The sequence below is a fragment of the Prescottella sp. GW823-FHT02E09 genome, from assembly GCF_058797375.1.
Genome location: NZ_JBXAJP010000001.1, coordinates 407,890 through 426,014 on the forward strand (window position 1 = coordinate 407,890; position 18,125 = coordinate 426,014).

16 protein-coding genes are annotated in these 18,125 nt (G+C 66.4%); 10 read left to right on the forward strand and 6 right to left on the reverse strand.

Annotated elements, in window-relative coordinates; translation table 11 throughout:
* Positions 1-214: 214 nt before the first annotated feature.
* From AC1RIF_RS01980 to AC1RIF_RS01990, 3 genes are all read right to left on the reverse strand, one after another.
* Positions 215-1,018, reverse strand: a complete 804-nt coding sequence (locus tag AC1RIF_RS01980) for a tyrosine-protein phosphatase (RefSeq protein WP_492599691.1) — start codon at positions 1,016-1,018, stop codon at positions 215-217.
* A gap of 58 nt (positions 1,019-1,076) precedes the next feature.
* Positions 1,077-1,490: a phage holin family protein gene (locus AC1RIF_RS01985; protein WP_492599692.1), complete on the reverse strand. Its 414-nt coding sequence runs from the start codon at positions 1,488-1,490 to the stop codon at positions 1,077-1,079.
* Positions 1,491-1,857: 367 nt separating this feature from the next.
* Entirely contained in the window at positions 1,858-3,333 is a 1,476-nt protein-coding gene (locus tag AC1RIF_RS01990; RefSeq protein ID WP_492599693.1) for a LuxR C-terminal-related transcriptional regulator, read from the reverse strand.
* Between the two features lie 89 nt (positions 3,334-3,422).
* Here AC1RIF_RS01990 and AC1RIF_RS01995 point away from each other — a divergent pair, with 89 nt between their 5' ends.
* The 8 genes from AC1RIF_RS01995 (at position 3,423) to AC1RIF_RS02030 (ending at position 10,863) form a co-directional block, all read left to right on the forward strand.
* On the forward strand, positions 3,423-3,635 hold the full coding sequence (locus tag AC1RIF_RS01995) for a hypothetical protein (RefSeq protein WP_492599694.1): 213 nt from the start codon (positions 3,423-3,425) through the stop codon (positions 3,633-3,635).
* Positions 3,636-3,637: 2 nt separating this feature from the next.
* Positions 3,638-4,315: a GAP family protein gene (locus tag AC1RIF_RS02000; RefSeq protein WP_492599695.1), complete on the forward strand. Its 678-nt coding sequence runs from the start codon at positions 3,638-3,640 to the stop codon at positions 4,313-4,315.
* A 73-nt stretch (positions 4,316-4,388) separates the two neighbouring features.
* On the forward strand, positions 4,389-4,763 hold the full coding sequence (locus tag AC1RIF_RS02005) for a PLDc N-terminal domain-containing protein (protein ID WP_492599696.1): 375 nt from the start codon (positions 4,389-4,391) through the stop codon (positions 4,761-4,763).
* A complete protein-coding gene (locus AC1RIF_RS02010; RefSeq protein WP_492599697.1) occupies positions 4,760-5,212 on the forward strand; it encodes a DUF6325 family protein in 453 nt (150 codons plus the stop codon). Before AC1RIF_RS02005 ends, AC1RIF_RS02010 begins: the two co-directional genes overlap by 4 nt.
* A gap of 1 nt (position 5,213) precedes the next feature.
* Positions 5,214-5,522 (forward strand): SHOCT domain-containing protein, encoded by a 309-nt coding sequence (locus tag AC1RIF_RS02015; protein ID WP_492599698.1) that lies wholly within the window; start codon positions 5,214-5,216, stop codon positions 5,520-5,522.
* Between the two features lie 64 nt (positions 5,523-5,586).
* Positions 5,587-6,528: a DUF1214 domain-containing protein gene (locus AC1RIF_RS02020; protein ID WP_492599699.1), complete on the forward strand. Its 942-nt coding sequence runs from the start codon at positions 5,587-5,589 to the stop codon at positions 6,526-6,528.
* A gap of 442 nt (positions 6,529-6,970) precedes the next feature.
* The gene (locus tag AC1RIF_RS02025) at positions 6,971-8,170 is read left to right on the forward strand and encodes a hypothetical protein (RefSeq protein ID WP_492599700.1); all 1,200 of its coding nucleotides are present in this window, start codon (positions 6,971-6,973) and stop codon (positions 8,168-8,170) included.
* A gap of 152 nt (positions 8,171-8,322) precedes the next feature.
* Positions 8,323-10,863, forward strand: coding sequence for a helix-turn-helix transcriptional regulator (locus AC1RIF_RS02030; RefSeq protein ID WP_492599701.1), 2,541 nt, complete (start codon positions 8,323-8,325; stop codon positions 10,861-10,863).
* A 60-nt stretch (positions 10,864-10,923) separates the two neighbouring features.
* Here the strand turns inward: AC1RIF_RS02030 and pcrA are convergent, their stop codons facing one another.
* Positions 10,924-13,413: a DNA helicase PcrA gene (gene pcrA, locus AC1RIF_RS02035; protein ID WP_492599702.1), complete on the reverse strand. Its 2,490-nt coding sequence runs from the start codon at positions 13,411-13,413 to the stop codon at positions 10,924-10,926.
* Positions 13,414-13,748: 335 nt separating this feature from the next.
* On the opposite strand from pcrA, the gene AC1RIF_RS02040 reads away from it, so the two are divergent.
* Positions 13,749-14,042, forward strand: a complete 294-nt coding sequence (locus tag AC1RIF_RS02040) for a chorismate mutase (RefSeq protein WP_031938715.1) — start codon at positions 13,749-13,751, stop codon at positions 14,040-14,042.
* A 69-nt stretch (positions 14,043-14,111) separates the two neighbouring features.
* On the opposite strand, the gene AC1RIF_RS02045 is transcribed toward AC1RIF_RS02040, so the two are convergent.
* The gene (locus AC1RIF_RS02045) at positions 14,112-15,563 is read right to left on the reverse strand and encodes an NAD-dependent succinate-semialdehyde dehydrogenase (protein ID WP_492599703.1); all 1,452 of its coding nucleotides are present in this window, start codon (positions 15,561-15,563) and stop codon (positions 14,112-14,114) included.
* Between the two features lie 99 nt (positions 15,564-15,662).
* On the opposite strand from AC1RIF_RS02045, the gene pgi reads away from it, so the two are divergent.
* Positions 15,663-17,312 carry a glucose-6-phosphate isomerase gene (gene pgi / locus AC1RIF_RS02050; RefSeq protein WP_492599704.1) on the forward strand — a complete coding sequence of 550 codons (1,650 nt, stop codon included), beginning with the start codon at positions 15,663-15,665 and terminating at the stop codon, positions 17,310-17,312.
* Positions 17,313-17,324: 12 nt separating this feature from the next.
* On the opposite strand, the gene AC1RIF_RS02055 is transcribed toward pgi, so the two are convergent.
* The gene (locus AC1RIF_RS02055; protein ID WP_492599705.1) at positions 17,325-18,122 is read right to left on the reverse strand and encodes an FAD:protein FMN transferase; all 798 of its coding nucleotides are present in this window, start codon (positions 18,120-18,122) and stop codon (positions 17,325-17,327) included.
* Positions 18,123-18,125: the final 3 nt, after the last annotated feature.

An 18,125-nucleotide genomic window follows, 5' to 3' on the forward strand; every position in this document is an offset into this window, starting at 1 on the left:
AGGCGACTCTGGAGGATGGAGCTGGGGTTCCGAACCGGATTCTCGTACGATCCGTGCTGCATCCACCGGCTGACTTCTAGAGTGTCGCAACGGATCCTGAGTGCCGTCCTCGACGACACCGGCAAAATCGGCCGGGAGATCCGATTCGAGAAAGACGTGACCGCAACATCGGGCTCTGCCGGTGCGGCGACGAATCGACGCCGACCGGATCGTTCTACGAAGACTGAGTGAACCGCTCGCGCAGCGTTGCGATTTGCTCGGCGGTGAGGCCGAGCCCGTCACGCGCGTAGTCCTCGACGGTGCCGAAGTGCGTGCGCATCTCGTCGAGAGCGGCATCGATGTAGCTCTCACGGACGCCGAGGAGAGGACGGATCAGCTCCGGGTCGACGCCCTTGCTCTCGACGAAGGCGAGGATCGGATCGGTCATGGGCGCCAGATCGGTGTTCGTTTCGAGGTAATCGGCGCGCACGTCGCTCTCGTCGGCGCCGAGGAGGAGCAAGAAGGAGGTCGCGGCCCATCCGGTGCGATCCTTGCCCGTGGTGCAGTGGAAGAGGGCGGCCCCAGCGCGCTTCTCGTCGATCAGGTCGAGGTAGAACGCGCGATATGCGCTCAGCGCCGAGGGCAAACTGACGAAGTTTCGGTTCGCCTCCTCCATCTGCCCGATCCCGCGCCCGTCGCTGATCGTCCCGGCGTATGCAACCGGGTCCGTCATGAGAAGTCCGGTGGCCGCGGCGTTCTGGGCATTGTCGGCCAGCACGTCGAGCCAGACCGTACGCACCGTGCCGGGAAGGCGATCGAGGGCACCGTCGCGCTCGGCAGCGGTGCGGAGGTCGTACACAGTCGCGACACCGAGGACCTCGAAGGCGGTGAGGTCGTCGTCGTCGAGCTTCGCGAGCGTCGCCGAGCGGTACAGCGCGCCCGGACGGACGGTTCCGGATGCAACGGGGATGCCGCCGAGGTCACGGAAGTTCGGGGCACTCTTCAGGAGAACGCGACGGTCGAGCGGGTGAGCGGTCACAGGTGACTCCTACTGGGTTGTTCCAGGACAAGATGTTTCGGCGGGGCGTGCAGGAAACTCACGCCTGATTCACACTGCGCACGAGCTTCTCTGCACTGCGTCGTTTGAGCCACCTGTCGATGACGAAGGCCATGAAAATCCACCCGCCGAGTGCCGTGATCACCCAGACAATGATCGGTGCGAAGATCCAGGACTTGACGCCGCTGATCTGAATGCCGTCGGGGAACAGGGATGCAACCCACAGCGCGAGCAGCGTGGCGACCAGCCCGACACCACCCGCAAGCGGAGCGGCATAATGTTGCGCCACGCTGAGCACGAACGGGCCGAGAATCATGTGGGCCAAGGTGAACACGCCGATTGCCACGAAGAATCCGGTGAAGCTCAGATCCACCCCGGGTAAGACGAAATGCACCACGATCAACGCCACCACACCGAGCACGCATTGCGAAAAGAGCTGGAACAGCAGACGCACGCCGTGCCTCCTTGATCAGTCGAGCCACCCGGCGACTACCCGGTGTTCTCGGAACAATGTTCTCGGAACAATAGTGGGTTTGCCCTCCGACGATCGTCGGTCCGATACCTCGCGGAGAGGAAGCCGAAACCGGCCGGATGGCCTTCACGGGACTCGCGGAGCCAACGACAGAAGGTATCGAACCCGCGCATATGACCAGGTCTCCGCTGGCCTGCGATCCACCAGAGCCGGCGCGGTCGAAACCGGCCGCCACCAGTAGCGACAATCTCGACCACACCGCCGGACGGAAAAAAACTACCCGCGTTTCTACCCGCCCGAGTGTGCCCCGTAGAAGTACTCCATTGACGAGTCGATCGGGATGAGACCACTATCTCTTGTCGGCTGCTTGAACAGCTGCACGACGTTTGGTCACGCCCAGCTTGCGGTAGATCGAGCGAATGTGCGTCTTCACCGTGGGGTAAGCGATGCCGAGGTGCTCAGCGATCTCATCTGCAGTCATCGCGGTACGCAGATATGTGAGTATCTCCTTCTCTCGTTCGGTCAGGACTCCCGCGAGCAGTACGGACAGCTGGTTCCGTCGTTCGAGGATCGTGCACAAGAGCCCGTGATGTCTCGACCCCCGTATTGCGTGAGCGTTCAAGAGATCGACAATCACCGGATCGTCGGCGAGAAATGGGGCAAGAATCCGTTCGGGGAGTGCAGCTTCCAGCGCGCGATCCAGCTGCTCATGTGCCTGGAATCCATGCCCCGATACGGCGCTCAGCGCGGCTGAGGTGACGAGTGTGCTCACCAGCGCATATCGTGGCAGCCCGGCCGACGTTGCGAGGCGAAGCGCTTGAGCCGACGGTTCCCGATCCCCCAGGACTCGATAGAGCTCCGCGAGAAGCGCATGGGCAACCGCGGCACCTGTGCGGGTAAGAGCAGGCCTGGCGATACGGCGAGCTTGCTCGTCCTGCCTCTGCGCGTGGGCGAGCCAGGCCGTGGTGACGCGCCGCAGCGTATCCCAAGGAATGCCGTGCTTGTCCGCAGTGCTCACGCCTCGCAGCAGGCGCGCCGCAGTGTGGTACCGGTCTTCCCGGTTCAGAGCGATCAGGCTCATCACCAAGTAGAGACGGGCGAGCGCCTCGAAGTTGGTTCCGGGGCTGCCCTCTACGATGACGGAGTCGAACTGAGCGATCGCCTCCTCGAAGTCACCGCGCCAGAAAGCGATGCACCCTCGATTCGACTGGGGAAGACCGCCTTCGAAGCGTTCCCAGTCGGACACCACTTCCCTGGAAGGTAGCCCGTCGAGAATCTGTTCAGCTTCGGTGAATGCTCCCGCGTGGGTGAGCGCAAAGGCCAAATTGGATTGGGCGAGACGCAACGTCTCCGCGCGCGACTGCAACTGCGCCTCGTCGATGGCGGAGCGAAGTAGCGCAATGGCACGAGGGAGATCACGGCGTAACCGCACCTCGGTCCATCCGAGGAGGAAGAGCGCGGACGGGTAGTCGTCCTCCGGCTCGCACTGGGCGAGCGCGTGGCGCGCGCGATCGGCGATGACGGCCTTGGTCGAGGTGTCGGGAGCAAGCAACAGGTCAGTGAAGCAGACGACGAAATCGTCGGACGCAACCCGCAAACCTTGTCCGCGGAGAAACTCCGCACCGTACGGGTCGCCACTGAGGTCGCGGCAGCACGCCCGTATCAGCAGGATGTGCGGGTCGTGCGGATCAGGATGGGCAAGGCAGAGCTGCTCGAGTTCCTTGGTGTGCGATTCGAGAATCAGACGGAGCCAGTTCTTCCGTAGGACGCTTCGAGCCTGCTCCGCCTCACCGGAGGCGAGTGCCTCACGCACCGCTTCGATCATGTGTCGAAGATACTCGAGACAAGCGTTCATCTCATCCGCTGCGGATGAGACCGCGTTCGAGGCCTACAGGAGCCTGTGAGTATTTCGGAATGAACCGAATGCTTGCCGGGCCGAGCCGCCGGGATGTGGGGCGGGACCTCCTCGGCGGAGTCACGCTGCTCGCGTTCAGCCGGGTGCGCAGCGGCGCGCTTCCGCGGCTGGGCCGTTTCGAGGTCGTGCCCGAAGGAGATCCGATCTACCCGACGAACCGGGCCGACCTCGCAACCCCTCCCATCGACACGACCGCTCGGTCGAGGAACTGACCATGTTGGGCTCTGTCATCGGGGAGACGCTGCCGCTCGCACTCGGCATCGCGATCAGCCCTTTCACGATCATCGCGGCCATTCTCATGCTGCTTTCCGCGAGCGCTCGCCGCACCGGCCCCGGATTCCTGATCGGCTGGATCCTCGGGATCGCCATTGCGGTGACGGCGTTCGTGTTGCTCGCCGGCCTGCTCACGCCCCACGGCGATTCGGGCGGACCGAACGTGCCGCGCGCAATCGTGCAGCTCCTGCTTGCGGCCCTGTTGCTGTTGTTCGCGGTCAGGCAATGGCGAGACCGACCGAAACCCGGCATGGATCCCGCACTCCCGAAATGGATGGCGGCCATCGACGGCTTCACGTTGAAGCGCGCATTCGGCCTCGGCCTTCTGCTTTCGGCACTCAACCCGAAGAACCTCCTCATCGCCGCGAGCGCCGGAGTGACCATCGGAGACGCCGGTCTCGCCGCCCTCCCGGCAAGTATCGCGACGGGGGTCTTCGTCCTGTGCGCCACCTCGACGGTATGGGTGCTGGTCTCAGCGTTCATCGTCGCTTCAGAGCAGCTCCGGGGACCGCTTGATGCGCTGCACCGGTGGCTCGTCCGCGAGAACAACGTGGTCATGACCGTACTCATGGCATTCATGTCGGCACTCATGCTCGGCAAGGCCATCGCCTCCCTCTGAGCTCTGCTTCACCACGCTCCCTCATCCATCGGCCGCGAACCCCGCGCCCCCTCACAAGAATCGGACAACACACATGAACTTCTGGGAAAGCCTCGGCTGGATGCTGTGGGCGACCGTCTTCATCGGATATCTCTTCGCGCTGTTCGCGATCATCGCCGACCTGTTCCGCGACCATAAGCTGAACGGTTGGCTCAAGGCCGTCTGGGTGTTCTTCCTTCTCTTCCTGCCCATCGTCACCGCACTCGTCTATCTCGTCGCCCGCGGCGAAGGAATGACGGAACGCAGCAACAAGGCCGCACGCGCCGCCGAGAACGCTGCCGAGTCGTACATCCGCGAGGTCGCGGGGAAGAGCCCCAGCGAGGAGATCGCCACAGCCGCAGCACTCCTCGAAGCAGGAGCGATCAACGAGGAAGAGTTCTCCGCACTGAAGCTGAAGGTCCTCTCGTGAGCGGCGACGTGGTGAGTGCCGCGCGTTTCGGACCTGTCGACTTCTATCTTCTCGGTCTGCCCGGGGAGGGCCTCGACCCGGCCGCACTCTCAGCGCTCACCGAGCTTACGGATACCGGCCTGGTGCAGCTGCTCGATCTGATCGTCATCTCCAAGTCCGAGGACGGCGAACTCACCCTCATCGAGGTCGAGGAGTTGCCGAACGGCTTCGAGATCAATGTCGAGATGCTCGGCGCGTCCGGTCTGCTCGGGCATGAAGACATCACCGAACTCGCGGCGGCGATCCCCGCCGGCGCTGCAGCGCTGCTGGTCGCGCTCGAGCTGGTCTATCAGCGCGAACTCGCCGCCCGGACCGCCGAGTCCGGCGCGGTGCTACTGGGTTACGAGCGGATACCCGCCCCGGTCGTCAACGCCCTCATGGACTCGATCATCCCGAAACTGGAGGTCTGACATGCCGTACATCCCGCGAAGAGGTCGCCCCGGACTGCTGGGCCTCGCCGCGCGCACCGCGGTCGTAGCCGGTACCGCGACCGCCGTCAGCGACGGTATGGCCACCCGGCGACAAAGGAGAGCCCAGGCCGAATACGAGCAGGCGCAGTACGAGTTGGCCCAGCAGCAGGCCGTACGCGCGATGCCCACACCCGCGCCCGCCGCCCCGGTCGATCTCGTCGCCGAGTTGCAGAAACTCGGCGATCTCAAATCACAAGGCCTGCTGACCGACGCCGAGTTCGAAGCCGCAAAAGCGCGACTGCTCGGCTGATACTCCCCCGACGGGGCAGGGACTCCCGCTCCCGTTCCGTACCCGACATCGAATGGAGCCCGCTATGTCCGTGATCCCCGTCAACGTCCTGAACTTCAATCGCGCAGAATCCGATCTCATGTTCGCTCGCCTCGCCGCGGGCGTCGGCCTGGGCACGTGGAACCACACTCGGGAGCTCAAGCCGCTCGACGACCAGCCGATCATCCGCCAGAACCGAGACACCCTGTACAGCAGCACGATCATCGACGTGCGCGATGCGGTCACGATCACGGTGCCGGATACCGGCAAGCGCTACATCTCCGTGTGGGTGATCAGTCAGGATCATTACGGTCCGGTCATCCTGCGCGATCCGGGAGAGCACCTGCTCACGCGTGAATTGGTCGGAACCGACTACGCCGCACTCATCGTGCGCATCCTCGTCGATCCGAACAACCCCGAAGACGTCACCGAGGTGAACCGGTTGCAGGACGCCCTCACCATCGACGGCGGCGGAACAGGTGAGTTCCCGATGCCCGACTACGACGAGCAGTCGCAGACCGAGACCCGCGATGCGCTCCTCGCACTCGCTCGTGGCATCACCACGTACGACCATTCATTCGGCACCGCGGCGGAAGTCGATCCGATCATGCACCTGCTCGGTACCGCCTCCGGCTGGGGCGGCCTCCCCGAGTACGAGGCCACCTACGTCAACTTCGACGAACGTCTCCCTGTCGGGGAATACCGTCTCCGCCTGAACGACGTTCCCGTGGATGCGTTCTGGTCGGTCTCGCTGTACAACGCGGCGGGATACTTCGAGGAGAACACACTGGGTGTGAACAGCATCAACAGCCTCACAGCCACCCCCGATGCCGACGGCAGCACCACCATCCGCTTCGGCATGCATCTTGACGGTGTCGCGAACGCCCTGCCCATCATGCCGGGCTGGAACTACGTGCTGCGCCTGTACCGCCCCCGTCCCTCCGTGCTCGACGGCACCTGGACGGCGCCGCGTCCCGAAGCGCTCTAGCGGGGAGCGGGGCCACTGCCCCACCGGGTGGGGCCGCACCGGCATGCGATCCCACCCGGACCCACCATCGATGCCCTGGCCCGCGCAGACACCACTGAAGTTGGCGCACTTCGGCAACCTCGTCAGAGGACCGAGCGCGTGTGAGACAGACCTGAACGGGGATCTACCACAGTTTGTAAACCACCTCACAAGGAGCGAGATGCCTTCATTGAGAACGTTCTTGGCTGCGGCGGCGCTGACCGCGATCACAGCGTTGCCCGGGACCGGGTCCGCAGTCGCTGCGCCGGCGATCGGATCGGTCGATCTCGGTTCGTCGAGCGGATCCGGATCCGGATTCGGATCCGTCGATCTCGGCTCGTCGAGCGGATCCGGATTCGGATCCGTCGATCCCGGTTCGAGCGGCCCCGATCCCGAGCATCCGGTGTCGACCTGTTTCTGGTCCGTGCCAGTCAATCCCGAGCTCGCGGACCCGCAGCTCAACTACGCCTTCCCCGACACCGCGGCGGTCTATTGGGCTGCGCAGTTCACCATCCCGGACGATGCCGAACTGGTCATCCGGGGGCAGTACGCGCACGCGCGCTACCAGTCGTTGAACTCGTACAACGCCGGCACCGCTATGCCGACCGCCGTCCTCAACGACGTCGCGACCGCTCCGGACGCGGGATCACAGAATCCTTACCTCCCGGGCGCCGACCGGCTGAAGGAAGACGCCAGGTCGTACACGGTCTCTGTCCTCAACGAAGCCCCGCCGGCCGAGCCGCAACCCAACACTCTGTATGCCGGTGTGCCAGGGCAGGATCGGATCAGCCTCCTCTACCGCATCTACCTTCCCGACAATGGACGTGATCTCACCGGCGGCGTAGGACTACCGGAGCCAGAGTTGCGCTTCTCCGATGGCCGGGTGCTACGCGGCGACGCATTGTGTTCGGCGGTCGACGCGGACAACGCGATCCTGAAGCCTGCCGCGCTTCCGCTGGATACGTACAAGGCCTTGCGCGACCAGCCGGGCAAGCCGGCGACATTCCCTGCGGACCAGACACCGGTGTGGCGGGCGTACTACAGCGCCGAGTTCACGCTCGGGTGTACCTATCTCGGCAAGTGTGACGGCACGCCCCAGCGGGTGGGCGGACAGTACTCCAACATCGACAACAGCTACGTCACGGCCGAAGTCAACCGCGGGTTCGGTGACGTTTTGGTACTTCGTGGCGAACTGCCGCGGACTCCGAAGACGACGACGGGCGCGCGGGATGTCGACAGCGCTGTCGACATGCGGTTCTGGTCGATGTGCAGCAACGAATCACTGGCAACGACGAAGGTGATCGCATGCCTGTACGACGAGCAGGTGGCCACGGATGCGGCAGGTCGTTACACGATCGTCGCGTCGCTGCCTGAGGACCGACCTGTGAACGCTACCAAGGAGTGCGGGGTGTCATGGCTGCCGCTCTCGCCGACTGGCGATGGCGCCGGGCATCCCGACGATTCCCTCCTGATCATGCGGAACATGCTGCCGTCCAAGGACTTCAGTCATGCCGCGCACGATACCAAGACTCCCGGCGATGAAAAGGCCGTGATGGGGCAGTACTTGCCGGAAGGGCAGTACACGGCCAAGTCCGCTTTCGAGGCGAGTGGCTGCGCCGAGTAGTCGGACATCCGAACGAGCCGCGTGCATCTCGGCTGTCCGTCACCGGCACTTCGCGAATCAGGTTCACGGGTTGGTCTGCGGCCGCGGCCAACCCGTGATGGCGCCTGCCGAGTGCCGGTGAAAGGTAACTCCGAGACCGAGAGTGTGCATGCATGAGTGGGAATGCCGGACGCCGGCCCTGTCGTGCGAGTCGCGAGGCGAGTACACGGGTGCTGGTCCGTGACCGGGTGATCCGTGTGATCGAGGGTGAGGCCCGGCAACCGCGGATCCGCATCCTGCGCGGACCGTTGGGTGCCGGGAAATCCTTGGCCGCGGACCAGTGGGCGACCGTGCAGACCGCACCGGTCGCTTGGGTGAGTGCGCGTGAGACCGCAGGAGACCTGCACCGATTCTGGGCACTCGCCGCCGCACGGCTGGCCACGGCCGCCGGCATCCAGCGCGAGCACGATCTGGATCACTACCCGTCGCTGCTGCACGTCGTCGGCAGCATCTCCGGTCAGATACACCTGGTCGTCGACGACTGGCACCTCCTCTCCTCCCGCCAGGCGGACGAAGCCCTGGCCCAGCTCCTCGACAGCGGACCCCTGCTTTCGCTCCTCGTTCTCGGACGCCGTTTCACCGCCCTGGATACTCCGCTGACCACCGCCCGGTACGCAACGTGGTCCATCGCCCCCGAAGACCTCGCGTTCACCCGCGAGGAGACCACGGCGCTCGCGGGCACCCAGGACACCGATCCAGGCTGGCTGGAATGGGTGCGGCGACTCGTCAGGTCGTGGCCGCTCGCCCTCACCGCGGCCTGCACGGACAACCGCACGGACGCGTCGGCCTCCTCCTGGGCGGAGGAGTTCCTGACCGGCAGTCTCGAGACGCTCCTGTTGGATCGGGCGGATCCTGAACGACGGCTCTTCAGCGTCATTTCCGGATGCGGCACGCCCATGCCCACCGCTGCACTCGCACGCCTGTCCGGACTGACCAGGCAAGAGACGGCCACCGCTCTGCATACGCTGGAGAACGCGGGTCTCGTCCTACGCGACCCGGCCAACGGATCGAACCGCGTGCATCCCGCGTTCGAGACCGCTGCTCACGCGATTGTGGAGCGCGAACTCGGGAACGAGGAGATCTTCGATCTGAAACTGACGTGGGCGCGCGAGGCAGAGGGCAAGGATCCGGCCACCGCCGCGCGGCTGTTCAGCGAAGCCGGCCACCACACCGAACTCCAACGGCTGCTGGAATCGCACCCACGCCTGGTCCTCGCCCCTCGGACCATCGCGTCGGTGCTTGCCGGAGTGCCTCGCGATGTCTCCGACCGGTCGCCGCTGCTCGCCGGCGCCCGGATGCTCCACGGCTATGGCCGCGCGGGTACCTCGGCACTCTCGCTTCGCAGCCTCGTGCGGGCCTTCCGAACCGCAGCCGACGCGGCGGGCCACGCCCACACCGAGACCTCCGCCGTCACCCGGTATCTGCACATGACCGCAGATCGGGTCCTCGGGAATTCGGTGGACGCACGGAACCACGCCGAAGCCTTGGAGCTCCAACTCGCGGAGACCTCCGACGATGGGGCCTCCCCCTTGCGCACGGCACGATCCCTCATGCATTCGGGGATCGCGTTGACGTACACGCTGAACGGAGAACTCACTGGCGCATCACGGAACTTCGGGGAGGCAATCCGATTCAGCGATCAGACGGGAGACGCCCAGGATCGGCTCTGTGCGCACGCCGGAATGGCCTTCCTCCATGCCGTCGAGGGAAACATCCACGCGGCACGCCACGAGATCGAACGAATCGGGCGGCACCACGAGACGGACGGAGAATCCGTCCCCGCGCCCATCGGGTGGCAGCTCGAGTTCGCGAGAGCGGTCATCATCTTCGAAACCCCGGACACGAACCGGCCCGCGGAGCCGCTGGACGAGGAAGAGGGCTGGGGTCGCTGCGAGTTCTGGCCACTGCTCGTCATCGCTGCGGCAGCATCGGCGCGCACACACTATGGAGACGCCGAAGCGCTTGCACTGCTGACACGCGCCCGGGCCGTGAACCTCCCGCCCACACCGTACTTGCAGACAGAGCTCGCGGCCTACGCCGCGAACATGCTGCTCGCGCAGGGCGATGTCACCGGCGCGGAGCGACAGCTTCGAGAGCTTCCGACCTTGCCCGTCGTGGAAGTCACATCTGCTCGGATAGCCCTCACCCGCGGGCAGCCCAGTGATGCCATCACCAGGCTCGACCGAGTACTGAGGCGGCAGGTCTCGCCCCGCTACCGCGGTGAAGCGCTCATCCTTCTCGCTGTAGCGCTCTGGGGCACGGGTTGGGCAGGCAAAGCGGCGGTCGTGTTCGAGCGGGCGATGGCCCACATGCACCTCCACGGGCAGGGCACCGTGCTCGGCTCCGTGCCCTTCGACCGCCTCCGCGCACTCGCGGTCCACGCACGAGAAACCGGCATCGTGGATGCTGTCGACGAGATCGACGGGCTGCCCGCAGTGCTGCAGGTGTCGCTGGTTCCCCCGCTCACGGAGGCAGAGAGACGCACCCTCGAGGCACTCCGAAACGGGCGAACCACCCGGGAAGCGGCGGCCGAGCTCTTCATCTCACAGGACACCGTGAAATACCGACTGAAGAGCATCTATCGGAAGTTCCAGACCGCGAATCGCGCAGACATCCTCTACCGTGCCGAACGAGCCGGCCTCCTCAGTCGATGACCCGCTTACCGAGCGTCTGATCAGAAGCAACGCGGCCACGGAGTCGATCTTCCAGCTACGTCAGAGCTTGACCATCGGCACGCCACCGATCAGCATCAGGCGCACCTTACCGGCCGAACCGAAGTCGATCGTCACGGTCGCCGTCGGTCCGGCGCCCTTCGTCTCGAGCACCTTACCGAGCCCGTACTTGTCGTGACTGACACGGTCACCGACCGCGAGCACGAGGTTGTTGTTGCGTCCCCGGGGAGCACCGAAGCCAGGCGTCGTACCGGCACCGCGGTTACCACCGCCGCCGCCGAATCCGGAACCGCTGTAACCGGATCCGCCGTACCCCTGACCGCGCGCGCGACCGCCGCCGATGGCTCCGCCACCACCGAGCACACCGGGATCCTCGCGTCGCCAGTTCACCAGATCCGCCGGAATCTCTTGCAGGAAACGCGATTCCGGGTTGGTGACCGGCTGCCCCCACGCCGAGCGCACGATCGCGCGGGTCAGGTACAGCCGGTGCCGGGCGCGGGTGATCCCGACGTATGCCAGGCGGCGTTCCTCCGAGAGTTCCGCCGGGTCGCCGAGCGCGCGCATGTGCGGGAACTGCCCGTCTTCCCAGCCGGTCACGAAGACCACCGGGAACTCGAGCCCCTTCGCGGTGTGCAGTGTCATGAGCGTCACGACGCCCTCACCCGAGTCGGGCACCTGGTCCGAGTCGGCGACCAGCGAGACCCGTTCGAGGAACGCCGCGAGCGAACCGGGATCGGGCAGCCCCTCGTCGTCGACCACGTCGTCGGGGCCGGTGCCGGTGTCCGCATTCTCCTCCGCGAACGCGGCGGCGTTACGGGCATCGGAGCTGAATTCCCGTGCAACGCTCACCAACTCGTTGAGGTTGTCGAGACGGGCGCCGTCCTGCGGATCACTGCTGGCCTCGAGCTCGCGGCGGTACCCCGTGCGGTCCAGGACGGCCTCGATGATCTCGCCGATGTCGGTGAGATCGTTGCCGTCGGCGTCGGTGCTCACCATCAATGCCCGCAGGCCGTCCATCAATTCGAGGAACGACGCGATGGCCTTCGCGGACCGGGTGTTGAGGAGTGGGACGGCACCTTCGGCGCCGGCACGGAGGGCCTGCGCGAACCCGACCCCCTTCTGCTCGGCGTACACCGACACGCACGCCTCGGCCCGGTCACCGATGCCGCGGCGCGGGGTGTTGAGGACGCGCCGCAGGCTCACCGTGTCGTCCTCGTTGGCGAGCACCCGTAGGTACGCGACGATGTCGCGCACCTCCTTGCGCTCGTAGAACCGCGTGCCGCCGACCACCTTGTACGGGATGCCGAGGCGGATGAAGATCTCCTCCAGCGCGCGGGAGGAGTTGTTGGTCCGGTAGAACACCGCGACGTCGCCGAACTTCGCGTCGCCGGCGTCGACCAGGCGATCGATCTCCGACGCCACGAACTGTGCCTCGTCGTGCTCGTTGTCGGCGACGTAACCGGTGATGAGCTCGCCTTCGCCGGAGTCGGTCCACAGACGCTTCTCGCGGCGGCCGGTGTTCCGGGAGATCACCGAGTTCGCGGCCGACAGGATGTTCTGCGTGGACCGGTAGTTCTGCTCGAGCAGGATGGTCCGGGCGTCCGGGTAGTCGCGCTCGAACTCCTCGATGTTGCGAATCGTGGCGCCGCGGAAGGCGTAGATCGACTGGTCCGCGTCACCCACGACGCACAGTTCGGCCGGCGGCACGGTGTGGGGGTCGTCGCTCGCCTCGCCCACGAGTTCACGCACCAGCACGTACTGCGCATGGTTGGTGTCCTGGTACTCGTCGACCAGCACGTGCCGGAATCGGCGCCGGTAGTACTCCGCGACCTGGGGGAACGCCTGCAGCAGCCCGACGGTCTCGCCGATCAGGTCGTCGAAGTCCATCGCGTTGGCGGCCCGCAGGCGCTGCTGGTAGTGCGCGTACACGCGGGCCACCAGCTTGGGCATCTCGGCCGGATCCCGGTCTGCGGTGGCCGCGGCCTCCTCCGGATCGATCAGCTCGTTCTTGAGGTTCGAGATGTGCGTGGCGAGCAACCGCGCGGAGAAGCGCTTGGTGTCGATGTCCAGGTCCTTGGAGATCATCGTCAGCAGGCGGCGGGAATCGTCGGCATCGTAGATCGAGAAGTTCGAGTTGAGGCCGGGCAGCAGCGCCGACTGTGCCCGCAGGATTCGCACACAGCTCGAGTGGAACGTCGAGACCCACATGCTGTTGGCCCGGGGGCCGACCAACTGTGCCACCCGCTCACGCATCTCGGCGGCGGCCTTGTTGGTGAAGGTGATCGCCAGGATCTGTCCGGGCATCACGCCGCGCTCACCCAGCAGGTACGCGATTCGCCGGGTCAGCACCGCCGTCTTGCCGGAGCCGGCACCGGCGACGATGAGCAGCGGCGATCCCGCGTGCAGGACGGCCTCACGCTGCTGCGGGTTGAGGCCCCCGAGGAGGGCCTCTGCCGAACCGCGCGCACCGCCCGGCGACATACCTGACGACATACCTGCAGCGCCGATCGTGGACCCGGAAATAGTGTTCATCGCCTGTCAACGCTACCGGCGAAGTCCGACACTTCGGCAGCTACCCGATCCCGTCGCCGGTGAAGGCAGTCACCTCTGCTTGGGTTGGTCCCCGGTGCGTGGCAAACTGGAGTGATGATCATTGCCACGCAGGGGCGCCAGCCGGGTGCCCGATGGCGCTCGCCCCGCGAGCACTGGCGATTTCCCAGCGGGTACCGGCCTATGGTGCCCGCGGCCTGATCCCCCGCGAGCCCCGAGGTCCACATCGGATCCCGGGGCGTTCTTGTGAGCTGGACCCGGATTCGTAACGACTCGAGGGAACCGAACGAACCTAGTTCTGACACGAGGAGAAGAATATGAGCATTCCGACCGCAACTCCTTCATCCGAGTCACCCGTTCCTGCGAGCGAGGCCGAGATCGACGAACTCCGCAAGGAGATCGACCGCCTCGACGCCGAGATCCTGGCGGCGGTGAAGCGCCGCAGCGAGGTGTCCCAGATCATCGGGCGTACCCGTATGGCATCCGGCGGCCCCCGGCTGGTGCACAGCCGGGAGATGAAGGTTCTCGAGCGGTTCAGCGAGCTCGGCCAGGAGGGTCACACCCTCGCGATGCTGCTGCTGCGCCTCGGACGCGGCCGGCTGGGGCACTGACCGCACCCGCACCGAACGTCACACGAGAACCGCCCGGTCCCGCGACCGGGCGGTTCTCGTGTGTCGGGCTCACGTCAGCGCGATGTACTTCGTCTCGACGTACTCGGCGATCCCCTCGCTGCCGCCCTCCCGCCCGAACCCGGACGCCTTGACGCCACCGAACGGTGCGGCGGTGTCGGAGATGACCCCGCGGTTGACGCCCACCATCCCGGTCTCGAGCGCGTCCGAGACGCGCAGTGCCCGGTCCAGATCGCGGGTGTAGATGTACGCGGCCAGACCGAACTCGGTGTCGTTGGCGGCGGCGATCGCCTCTTCCTCGGTGTCGAAGCCGGTGATCGCGGCGACGGGGCCGAACACCTCTTCACGCAGGATCCGGGCGGACGCGGGGACGTCGGCGAGCACCGTGGCCGGGTAGAACCAGCCCGGCACGTCCGGTGCCTCGCCGCCCAGCAGGACCTTCGCACCGGCCTGCACGGCATCGTCGACGAGGTCGGTGACCGTCTCGAGCTGGTCCCGGTTGATCAGCGGCCCGAGTGTCGTCTCGGGGTCGATGCCGGCACCCATCTTCGACGCTGCCATGCGTTCGGTGAGTTTCGTGGTGAACTCCTCTCGGACCGCATTTGCGACGTGGAAACGGTTCGCGGCGGTGCACGCCTCGCCGCCGTTTCGGAGTTTTGCGGCAACGGCTCCGGCGACTGCGCTATCCACGTCAGCGTCGTCGAACACGACGAACGGCGCGTTCCCGCCGAGTTCCATCGAGGTACGCAGCAGCCCCTTCGCGGACTTCTCGACCAGCAACCGGCCCACCGTTGTGGATCCGGTGAACGTGAGCTTGCGCAGCCGGGGATCGTCCAGCAGCGGTTCGGTGACGGCACCCGAGTGCGACGTCGGCAGCACCGACAGCACGCCCTGCGGCAGCCCTGCCTCGACGAACAGTTCCGCGAGCGCGAGCATCGTCAGTGGAGTCTCGGAGGCGGGCTTGACGATCATGGTGCAGCCGGCGGCGAGTGCGGGACCGATCTTGCGGGTGCCCATCGCGAGCGGGAAGTTCCACGGGGTGATCGCCAGACAAGGGCCCACCGGCTGCTTACTGACGAGGATCCGGCCGTTGCCGGCCGGCGCCGACTGGTAGCGGCCCTCCATCCGCACGGCCTCCTCGGCGAACCAGCGGAAGAACTCGGCGCCATACCTCACCTCGGCACGGCTCTCGGGCAGCGCCTTGCCCATCTCGAGGGTCATCAACTGGGCGAACGTCTCGGCACGCGCGGTGATCTTGTCGAACACCGAACGGAGCAGTTCGCCGCGGTCACGGGCCGGCGTCGCGGCCCAGTCCGACTGTGCGGCCACGGCGGCGTCGAGCGCCTTGACGGCATCGCCGGGACTGGCGTCGGCGACCTGAGTGAGGACCTCCCCGGTCGCGGGGTCGTACACGGGAAAGGTGGCACCGTTCTCGGCGTCGACGGGGGTGCCCCCGATCCAGAGCTTGGTAGGAACGGCACGAATCAATTCGGCTGGGTTCATGATCTCCATCATGCGCCGAGTCCGCGCACCGCGAGTGGTTCCGTGTCGTTGACCGAGAGTCGACACGATGTTCGCAAGCGGTGCCGATAAGCTGCGTCCATGAGCACAGACATCACCGGTACCGCAGCCTGGAAGAACCTGGATGCGCATCATCGGGTGATCGAATCTGCCCATCTACGAGACTTGTTCGCGGAGGACCCCCGGCGCGGCACCGACCTGACGGTCGTCGCGGGTGACCTGTACGTCGACTACAGCAAGCACCGCGTGACCCGCGAAACCCTGGACCTGCTCGTCGACCTCGCGCGGGCCTCGCACGTCGAGCAGCGCCGCGACGACATGTTCGCGGGCGCCCACATCAACACGTCCGAGGACCGCGCGGTGTTGCACACCGCGCTGCGCCTGCCGGCCGACGCGGAGCTGGTCGTCGACGGCCAGGACGTCGTGGCGGACGTCCACGACGTCCTGCGCCGCATGGGCGACTTCACCGACCGGCTGAGGTCCGGGCAGTGGCGCGGTGCCACCGGCGAGCGGATCCGCACGGTCGTCAACATCGGTATCGGCGGCTCGGACCTCGGGCCGGTCATGGTGTGCGGTGCACTGCGGCACTATGCCGACGCCGGGATCTCGGCGCGGTTCGTCTCGAACGTCGACCCGTCGGATCTGGTCGGCACGCTCGCCGACCTCGATCCGGCCACAACACTGTTCGTGGTCGCCTCCAAGACGTTCTCCACGCTCGAGACGCTCACCAACGCGTCGGCCGCACGCCGATGGCTGGTCGACGAACTCGGCGAGAGCGCGGTGCCCAAGCACTTCGTCGCGGTGTCCACGCACGCGCAGCGGGTCGCGGAGTTCGGCATCGACACCGACAACATGTTCGGGTTCTGGGACTGGGTGGGCGGCCGCTACTCGGTCGACTCGGCGATCGGCCTGTCGGTGATGGCGGTGATCGGCAAGGACCGGTTCGCCGAGTTCCTGTCCGGGTTCCACACGATCGACGAGCACTTCCGAACGGCACCGCTCGAGCAGAACGCGCCGGTACTGCTCGGGCTGATCGGCGTCTGGTACTCGAGTTTCTTCGACGCCGAATCCCGTGCAGTACTTCCGTATTCGAACGACCTGGCCCGGTTCGCAGCCTATCTGCAGCAGCTGACGATGGAGTCCAACGGCAAGTCGGTGCGCGCCGACGGCTCGCCCGTCACCACCAAGACCGGCGAGATCTTCTGGGGCGAGCCGGGCACCAACGGACAGCACGCCTTCTACCAGTTGCTCCACCAGGGCACCCGCCTGGTTCCGGCCGATTTCATCGGTTTCGCCGAGCCCACCGACGATCTATCCACCGCGGACGGCACCGGCAGCATGCACGACCTGCTCATGAGCAACCTGTTCGCGCAGACGAAGGTGCTCGCGTTCGGCAAGACGGCCGAGGAGATCGCATCCGAGGGAACGCCCCCGGAGCTGGTGCCGCACAAGGTGATGCCGGGCAACCGGCCGTCGACCACGGTACTGGCGCCGCGGCTGACACCTGCGGTGATCGGCCAGCTCATCGCGCTGTACGAGCACCAGGTGTTCGTCGCGGGCGTCATCTGGGGCGTCGACTCGTTCGACCAGTGGGGCGTCGAACTCGGCAAGGCTCAGGCACTCGAACTCGGCCCGGTCCTCACGTCGAGGGAAGCACCTCCGAAGCAGGACGATTCGTCGACCGACGCGCTGGTGCGCTGGTATCGGAGGCAGCGCGGCCGCTCCGTCTGACGTCGGACACCCTCACGCCGCGTGCGGGTGACTCCACCCGCACGTGGTGTAGACACGCCCGTCGTAGTCGACGAGCCGGGCAGCCAGTTCCTGCTGTTCCAGCCAGGCCACCGCGCCCAGGCTCCTTCGCTGCGACGACGCGGCGGCCGCGTAGGCCCACAACGCGTCCCCGGCCATCACCGACACCTGCGCCCAGCTGCCGCCGACGCCCTCGCCGGTCCGTGCGCGGTCGGCACCTGCGGTGGCCAGCGCGGTACCTGTCGGCAACTCCACCGCCCCGTCACCGGGGACGGGAACCTGCCATCCCCCGGCCGGGCAGTGTCCGGCTGTCGAGACGTTGCCGCCGACGCGAACCAGCACACCGCACTCGAGTTCGTTGGCGACCAGCGCCGCAGCGCGGTCCGCGGTGTCCGCCTTCGCGGTGTCGGCAATGTCGAACGACACCCCCCACGGCGTGAGCACGGTGTCGTCGTCGATCTGCACGTCCGCGAACGTCGGCTCCGGATGGATGGACGGGACACCCGATGGAGGCTCTTCGAGGGCGAGCGGGCTGACCACCCCGTCGGTCATGCGCGCGACCCAGAGTGCCGATCGCAGCAGCCGGGCCAGCCGGACGCTGACCCGCACCGGCAATCCCTGCGCCAGATTGACGGCGTGGATCTCGGCGTCGCCGCGGTGGAGGCTGCAGGCGGCCTCTGCCTCGGCGAGGACCGCCCCGACAAGTCCCGCCGCGGGCCCCAGCGCCGCGGCTTCGGTTACCTGGACCTCGATCTCCTCGTTCCAGGCGCTCCATCTCGTGTCGACAAGCATGAC